The organism is Sunxiuqinia dokdonensis, assembly GCF_001270965.1.
GTDB lineage: Bacteria > Bacteroidota > Bacteroidia > Bacteroidales > Prolixibacteraceae > Sunxiuqinia > Sunxiuqinia dokdonensis.
Map to the genome: position 1 here is coordinate 38,531 of NZ_LGIA01000147.1, position 6,846 is coordinate 45,376.

Here is a 6,846-nt window from a genome sequence, read left to right on the forward strand (position 1 = left end):
CGCTTGGTGGGCTTGTCAATTGAATATGGTCGCTTGCTTATTTTGAGTTCAGAATACAGTCTAAAACATATTTTTCCACGTGACGGTTTTTACCGATGTACGGAAAATTGTGCATCGACAACATGGCTGGCGCGTTTAACTCGACGACAATGTAGTTTTCTGTCGAAGGCGGCGCCAGCAAATTGTTGATGATGATATCAATTCCTGCCAGTTTCAAGCCTGCGGCCTGCGCCGATTGGATGGCCACTTCGCGATAATAGTCCGGCATTTCGTCGGTGACATCAATGCTGTCGCCTCCGGTGCTCAAATTCGAATTTTTGCGCAGGTACACTTTTTCGCCTTCCGGCAGAATACTTTCCGGGGTGAGTTGAAAAGCCTTCAAATGCCGCAGCACCTCTTCATCAATGACAATCCTCAGCAGCGGATGTCGGTAATCTGTTCCACGCCCGGCATTCTTCTGCTCAATCAGCTGCCGAATGGTCAGCTTACCATCGCCGGTTACGTTCGCCGGCTCGCGGTAGGCAATGGCCCGTACCTTGTCGTCAATCACCAAAAACCGGTACTCGCGGCCAGTAAAATACTCTTCCACAATCACCCGGTTGGCGTGCAAAAAGGCATTGTTGATGGCTTCGTGAAGCTCGTTGTGGGTTTGCAGGTTGGTGGCAACCGCAATACCGTGGTCGGTGTCAACGGGTTTTACCACAGCCGGAAAACTAACCTTTTGGAGCCGTTCCGGATCGAAGCCCCGTTCGAGCAAAATGCCCTTGGCCTGGCGGATTCCTTTGCGCTGCAGAAACTGGCGCGTCATCCATTTGTCGTTCGAAATCCAGTAGGCAATCAGGCTATTGGCATCCGAAATAGTTCCTTCATGAATAATAAATTCCTTGTTCTCGTAGGTTACGGCAAGCAGGTTTTTGTTGGCATCAATGATTTCGAAGGGGAGCTTTCGGCGCAGGATTTCTGCCACGATGATTTGCGTGGTGGCTTCAAACTGCTCATAGCCTGCTAAAGGGACGAAATTATAAGTGGTGTCTTCCATTTTTGCGATTGATTTTTAAGGAAGCTCAAAATTAGGAATAAACTGTCGAAATAAAGGATCACGATGAAGGAATCCGGCTCAAGATGCGTAAAATGCTTGTTTTTCAACTGATTTTGAAGAAATGGAAACTTATAACCCAACGGTTTCAATGCTGCCGCTAAATACATTGATTTGAGCTGCTCCTTGTTGAAATAACGTGCTCAAAAACCGGAAAGCAAATGAAGATCTACTTTTTCTATAAAAACAATATCTTTGGAATTCATTCAGAACTTTCAAACACTAAGCTCAAACTCATGAAAAAACTACGCTTTGGCTCTTTGCTCCTGTTAATGATCTGCCCCTATCTGATAAATGCCCAAACAACCCGAACCACCCATATTCTGGAGAACAACTGGAAATTCAGCAAGGGTAATTTTGAAAATGCTGAACAGGTGGATTTTGATGATTCGGCTTGGGAAACCGTTTCGGTGCCTCATGACTGGGCGATTTATGGGCCATTTGACAAAGAGGTGGACAAACAGGTGGTTGCCATCAGCCAGAACAATGAGCAGGAGGCCTCGGAAAAAACCGGACGCACCGGAGCATTGCCACACATTGGGGATGGTTGGTACCGAACCAGTTTTCAGCTTCCGGAGCTGGCAGCAGGTAGCCGTGTTTTGGTGGTGTTTGAAGGTGCAATGAGCGACCCCGAGGTGTTTGTCAATGGCGAAAAAGCAGGCGAGTGGGGCTATGGTTATGCTTACTTTAATCTTGACATCACCGATTTTGTGGCCTCAGGCGAAAGCAACCTGCTGGCGGTGCACCTTTCGCCAAAACCCTTGTCTTCGCGTTGGTATCCCGGCGCCGGACTGTTTCGAAAAGTGCGCGTACTGGTCCTGCCGGAGCATCATTTTCAATTGTGGGGCACTTTTGTCACGACCCCTTTTGTGACCGACAGCCTGGCCAAAATCAATATTAAAACCAAGGTTGAAGGACAAAATCTTCGCCTGGAAACGGCCATAAAGGACACTGACGGAAATGTGCTGGCTACAGAGACCGCAACAGCTTTGTTTGGCAAGGAATTCGAACAAAATATCGCTTTGGAAAATCCCAAACTTTGGAGCCCCGAATCGCCGGCTTTGTATTATGCCGAGTCGAAGTTATACGATGAAAGCGGCCAGCTTCAGGATGAGCAGACCACCCGTTTTGGGGTTCGCACCATCAGCTACCAGGCCGGCGAGGGATTCAAGCTGAATGGAGAAGTCCGCAAGTTTAAGGGTGTTTGCCTGCATCACGACCTGGGACCATTGGGCGCAGCGGTGAACAAGGCGGCCCTTCGACGCCAGATCCAACTGATGAAAGACATGGGCGCCAATGCCATTCGCAGTGCTCACAACATGCCGTCGATCGAACAGCTTGAGCTTTGTGATGAAATGGGCATGCTCTTTTTGGCGGAGAGTTTTGATGAGTGGAAAAGACCGAAGGTGAAAAACGGCTACAATCGTTTTTTCGACGAATACCACGAAAAAGACCTGGTGAACCTGGTGCGTGCAACCCGCAATCATCCGTGTATTGTGATGTGGAGCAGTGGTAACGAGGTGCCCGACCAGCATGGCAGCGAAGGGGTGAAACGAGCAAAAAGCTTACAGGATATCTTCCATCGTGAAGACCCGACCAGGCCGGTGACGGTTGGTATGGACCAGGTGAAAGCTGTCATGGCGTCGGGATTTGGCGCCATTGTGGATGTGCCGGGGTTGAACTATCGCACGCATCTGTATGAAGAGGCTTTTGAGCGTTTTCCCCAAGGATTGCTTTTAGGTTCCGAAACGGCATCGACCGTGAGCTCCAGGGGCATTTACAAGTTTCCGGTAGAACAAGCCGTTGGCAAAATGTACGATGACGGGCAGTGTTCTTCCTATGATCTGGAATATTGCAATTGGAGTAACCTGCCGGACGATGACGCTGTGTTGCAGGATGACAAAGACTGGGTGATCGGTGAATTCGTGTGGACGGGCTTCGATTACCTGGGTGAGCCGACGCCTTACGACCAATATTGGCCGTCGCGCAGTTCGTATTTTGGTATTTGTGATTTGGCTGGTTTGCCCAAGGACCGCTATTACTGGTACAAAAGCCGTTGGGACACTGATGAATCAACTTTGCACGTGCTGCCCCACTGGAACTGGGAAGGCAAGGAGGGAGATACCATTCCCGTGTTTGTGTACAGCAGTTACAGCAGTGCCGAACTTTTTGTAAACGGGAAAAGCCTGGGCGTGCGAACCAAAAGTAAAGATTCGAAATTGGAGCGTTACCGCCTGATGTGGAACGATGTGGTGTATGAACCCGGCGAACTGAAAGTGGTTGCATTCAACGAAAAAGGCGAACCTGCTGAAGAGAAGATCATTCGTACTGCAGGAGCGCCGCATCGCTTGGTGTTGGAGCCGGACCGCTCGACCATTCAGGCCGATGGCAAAGACATCAGCTTTGTAACCGTGTCGGTGGTCGATAAAAATGGCAATCCTTGTCCCACGGCCACCAACCAACTGTCATTCGAGGTGAGCGGCGCAGGCGAATACCGGGCAGCCTGCAACGGCGATGCCACATCGCTGGAATTGTTCCACAAGCCAACGATGAAGCTGTTTAGTGGCCAATTGGTGGTGTTGGTACAAAGCAACGAAAGGGCTGGAGACATTGAATTGTCGGTTGCTGGAAAGGGTTTGAAACGAGCGAAAATCAAAATTTCTTCGGTCGAATAATTCCAATAAAAAAAGGATGCCACTTTCTTTCGAAAATGACATCCCTACCTTTAAACCCAACTATCAACCTTTATGCTGCTTAGGCCGCTTTTGAACGGCGTCTTTTCACGATTTCGTTGTTGTCGGCAATAATCTGCGCCACGGTGCGGGCATAAGGCCCATAAGCGTCAGGTTGTACCTGCTCCATGGCACGAAGGTGAAGCACGAGTTTCTGATTAATCAGAGTAACCATTTGCTTTTTAATGGCTGTGGCGTTTTCCTGGGTGGTTTCCTGCCCTTGTTCTTCTTCGTAGGCAATCCGGGTAGCCTCGAAATCATCCTGGGCAGTTTGCGTAGCAGCAATTAATTCAGGGCATCCTGGGCAAACAGCAATTACATCCTGCAAATCGGCTCGGCTTAAATCGCCAAGCATCGAGTTGACCAGCGACGATTCAATAGCATAACTTTCATTTAAAATTGACATTCCGTAACGGTTAAGCACAGCAATTACCTTCGTAGCCGCTGCTTTTATTTCAGCATTCGGATGGAGGGATAAGCCCAGCACCAGGTAGAACAATGCACGTAAGGTATCATCCCGAAATTCATCCTTCTCCTCCAGTTGCGACTCAATTTTCATTCGTTTAATGGCGGCAGTCAAACGCGCCACTTCACCTTCCAAACCAGTGATGATGCCCGTTAAATAGGCGTCACCGCTTAGTTCGGTGTTCTTAAATGCACCAACCGCCCGCGAGGCCAGATCGTTGACTTCGGTCGTACGACTGGTGGTGATTACTTTTTCGATCATATAGGTATGTTTATTAATGAATAATGACCGGTCCCTGAATCGGGTTGAAGATGAAGATTGGGTGACCGGCGGGTTAATTGTGTGTACAATGTAGAATAAATTATTGCAATTACATTTTGTAATGATTATGTTTTTGAACATATATTTAGTCGTTTCACGCTCTTTTTTTCCGTCTAAGCAGTATTTTACAGTATTTCGCCTCCTTTTGCACCAGGAGGCCATGACTAAATAGTGATGGCTCCACTTTTCGCCAGCGGGGTCATGACTAAATAGTCACAGCTCCACTTTTTGATTGGGGAAGCTATGACTAAATAGTCACGCCTCCACTTTTTGCCAGCGAAGTCATGACTAAATAGTCATGCCTCCATTTTTTGATTGGGGAAGCTATGTCTAAATAGTCACGCCTCCACTTTTTGCCAGCGAAGCGATGACTAAATAGTCACGCCTCCACTTTTCTCCAGGGAAGCCATGACTAAATAGTCACACCTTCACTTTTTGTCAGGGAAGTCATGACTAAATGATGACGCCCTCACTGGCAGGCTATTCCGCTTATTGATCGGATGACTTTGAGTCATCCGATCAATAAAAGAAATGCCGGCTTTTTGAACCGGGCACGTTTTCGATGCCCGCGGCATCGGATGTTTATAGAAACACAGAATCAGGGAAAGATGCGATCCCGGATGGGATCGAACGGCTTGCTACCTTGCAGCTTTACTACAAACATGCAAATCCGCTGGATTTGAAATTGAAATATCGTTGGATGATTACGAAGCTTGATCCCTATTTTCTTACAGATCCCGATCTTCATCGGGATGACGGCTGAGGGTTGTAGTCTCTTCAAAAGTGGGTGCCTACCTACTGAGCGGGTGACTTGGAGTCACCCGCTCAGTAAAAAACAGGATCGCTTCTTCAACCGGGTACGTTTTCGATGCCAGAGGCATCCAATATTTGTAGAACTAACCCGAGTAGAGGATGATGCAATCCCGGATGGGATCGAACGGCTTGCCTACAGATTCCGGCTTTCGCCGGAATGACGGAGCAGAAGCCAGCAGCATAAAATCGTCAATCGTCAATCGTTAAATCGTCAATCGGGCTAGCTTGTTTTCCGGTAGCGCCAAATGGAGAGTGCCAAAAAGGTGGTGCCGATGATGGTGAGGGAAACAAATTCTTCGAGCAAATCGAAAAAGCCGGAACCTTTCAGTACGACCATCCGCATGATGCGCATGAAGTAATAAATGGGGTTGATGCGGTTGAGTTCCTGGGCCCATTCAGGCATACTTTCGACCGGGGTAAAAATGCCGCCCATCAAAATAAAAATCATCATAAAAAAGTAGGTGACAAACATAACTTGCTGCTGCGTTTCGGTAATGGTCGAAATAAAGAGGCCCAGCCCCAGCACGCCAACCAGGTAGAGCGCGGCAAAACCAAACAACAGGGGCAGGCTACCTACAATGGGCATGTTGAATGCGACCCGGGCGATGACCAAACCAAAAGCGAGGTCGAACAGGGCAATGATTAAAAAAGGGACGAGCTTGCCCAAAATGAACTGGTACTTTTTAATGGGGGTCACATTGAGCTGTTCGATGGTGCCAATTTCCTTTTCGCGCACCAGGTTCATGCCCGATAAAAACATGCCGATAATGGTGACCAGAATTGCCAGGATGCCGGGAGCCATGTACCATTTGTAATCCAACTCGGGATTGAACCAATAGCTGTCCTTCACCTCGATGCGCCGGGGCGGGTTGAACTCGGGCAGGCTTTTCCATTCGGCAACCACTGCTTTGTTGAAGCCCTTGAGAATGCCCAGCGTGTATGAATAGATGAGCGATGCTTTGTTACCATCTATGGCATTGATTAGCAGTTGCAGCTTCGCCTGATCTTCGCGAATGAGGTCGCGTTCAAACCCAGGTGGAATGAGCATCACAAAATCGGCTTCTTCTTTATTGAAACTGTTTTCGGCATCCTGTACATCAAACGAGGCATCGTAAATGTTGAAAAAGGGCGAGGCTTCGAACCTGGACACCAGCTCGCGCGAAGTCTCCGACAGGTCTTGGTTCACCACATAAATATTCACGTTTTTCAGGTCGTAGGTGGCCGCAAAAACCAACACGAGCATTTGTATCAGTGGCAATAAAAAGATCATCGGCAACATGGTTTTGTTCCGAAATATCTGGATGAACTCTTTTTGAAGAATGTATTTTATCGTTTTCATTTTTTTTATTTTGTGACCGACGGCCTTCGTTTTACCGGACTTTTCGGCTACGATACCAACAACTAGAACAACATCAACC

4 protein-coding genes are annotated in these 6,846 nt (G+C 48.1%); 1 reads left to right on the forward strand and 3 read right to left on the reverse strand.

What is annotated here, in order from left to right; genetic code table 11:
- Positions 1-37: 37 nt before the first annotated feature.
- On the reverse strand, positions 38-1,039 hold the full coding sequence (locus NC99_RS08890; protein WP_053182499.1) for a glutamate ligase: 1,002 nt from the start codon (positions 1,037-1,039) through the stop codon (positions 38-40).
- A 293-nt stretch (positions 1,040-1,332) separates the two neighbouring features.
- On the opposite strand from NC99_RS08890, the gene NC99_RS08895 reads away from it, so the two are divergent.
- Complete coding sequence (locus NC99_RS08895; RefSeq protein WP_053182525.1) at positions 1,333-3,771, forward strand: glycoside hydrolase family 2 TIM barrel-domain containing protein; 2,439 nt, start codon at positions 1,333-1,335, stop codon at positions 3,769-3,771.
- Positions 3,772-3,850: 79 nt separating this feature from the next.
- Here NC99_RS08895 and NC99_RS08900 read toward each other — a convergent pair whose 3' ends face one another.
- Together NC99_RS08900 and NC99_RS08910 are read right to left on the reverse strand one after the other, a co-directional pair.
- On the reverse strand, positions 3,851-4,555 hold the full coding sequence (locus tag NC99_RS08900; RefSeq protein WP_053182501.1) for a DUF6261 family protein: 705 nt from the start codon (positions 4,553-4,555) through the stop codon (positions 3,851-3,853).
- 1,093 nt (positions 4,556-5,648) lie between these two features.
- A partial coding sequence (locus NC99_RS08910; RefSeq protein WP_053182508.1) for an ABC transporter permease occupies positions 5,649-6,846 on the reverse strand: 1,198 nt, incomplete at its 5' end.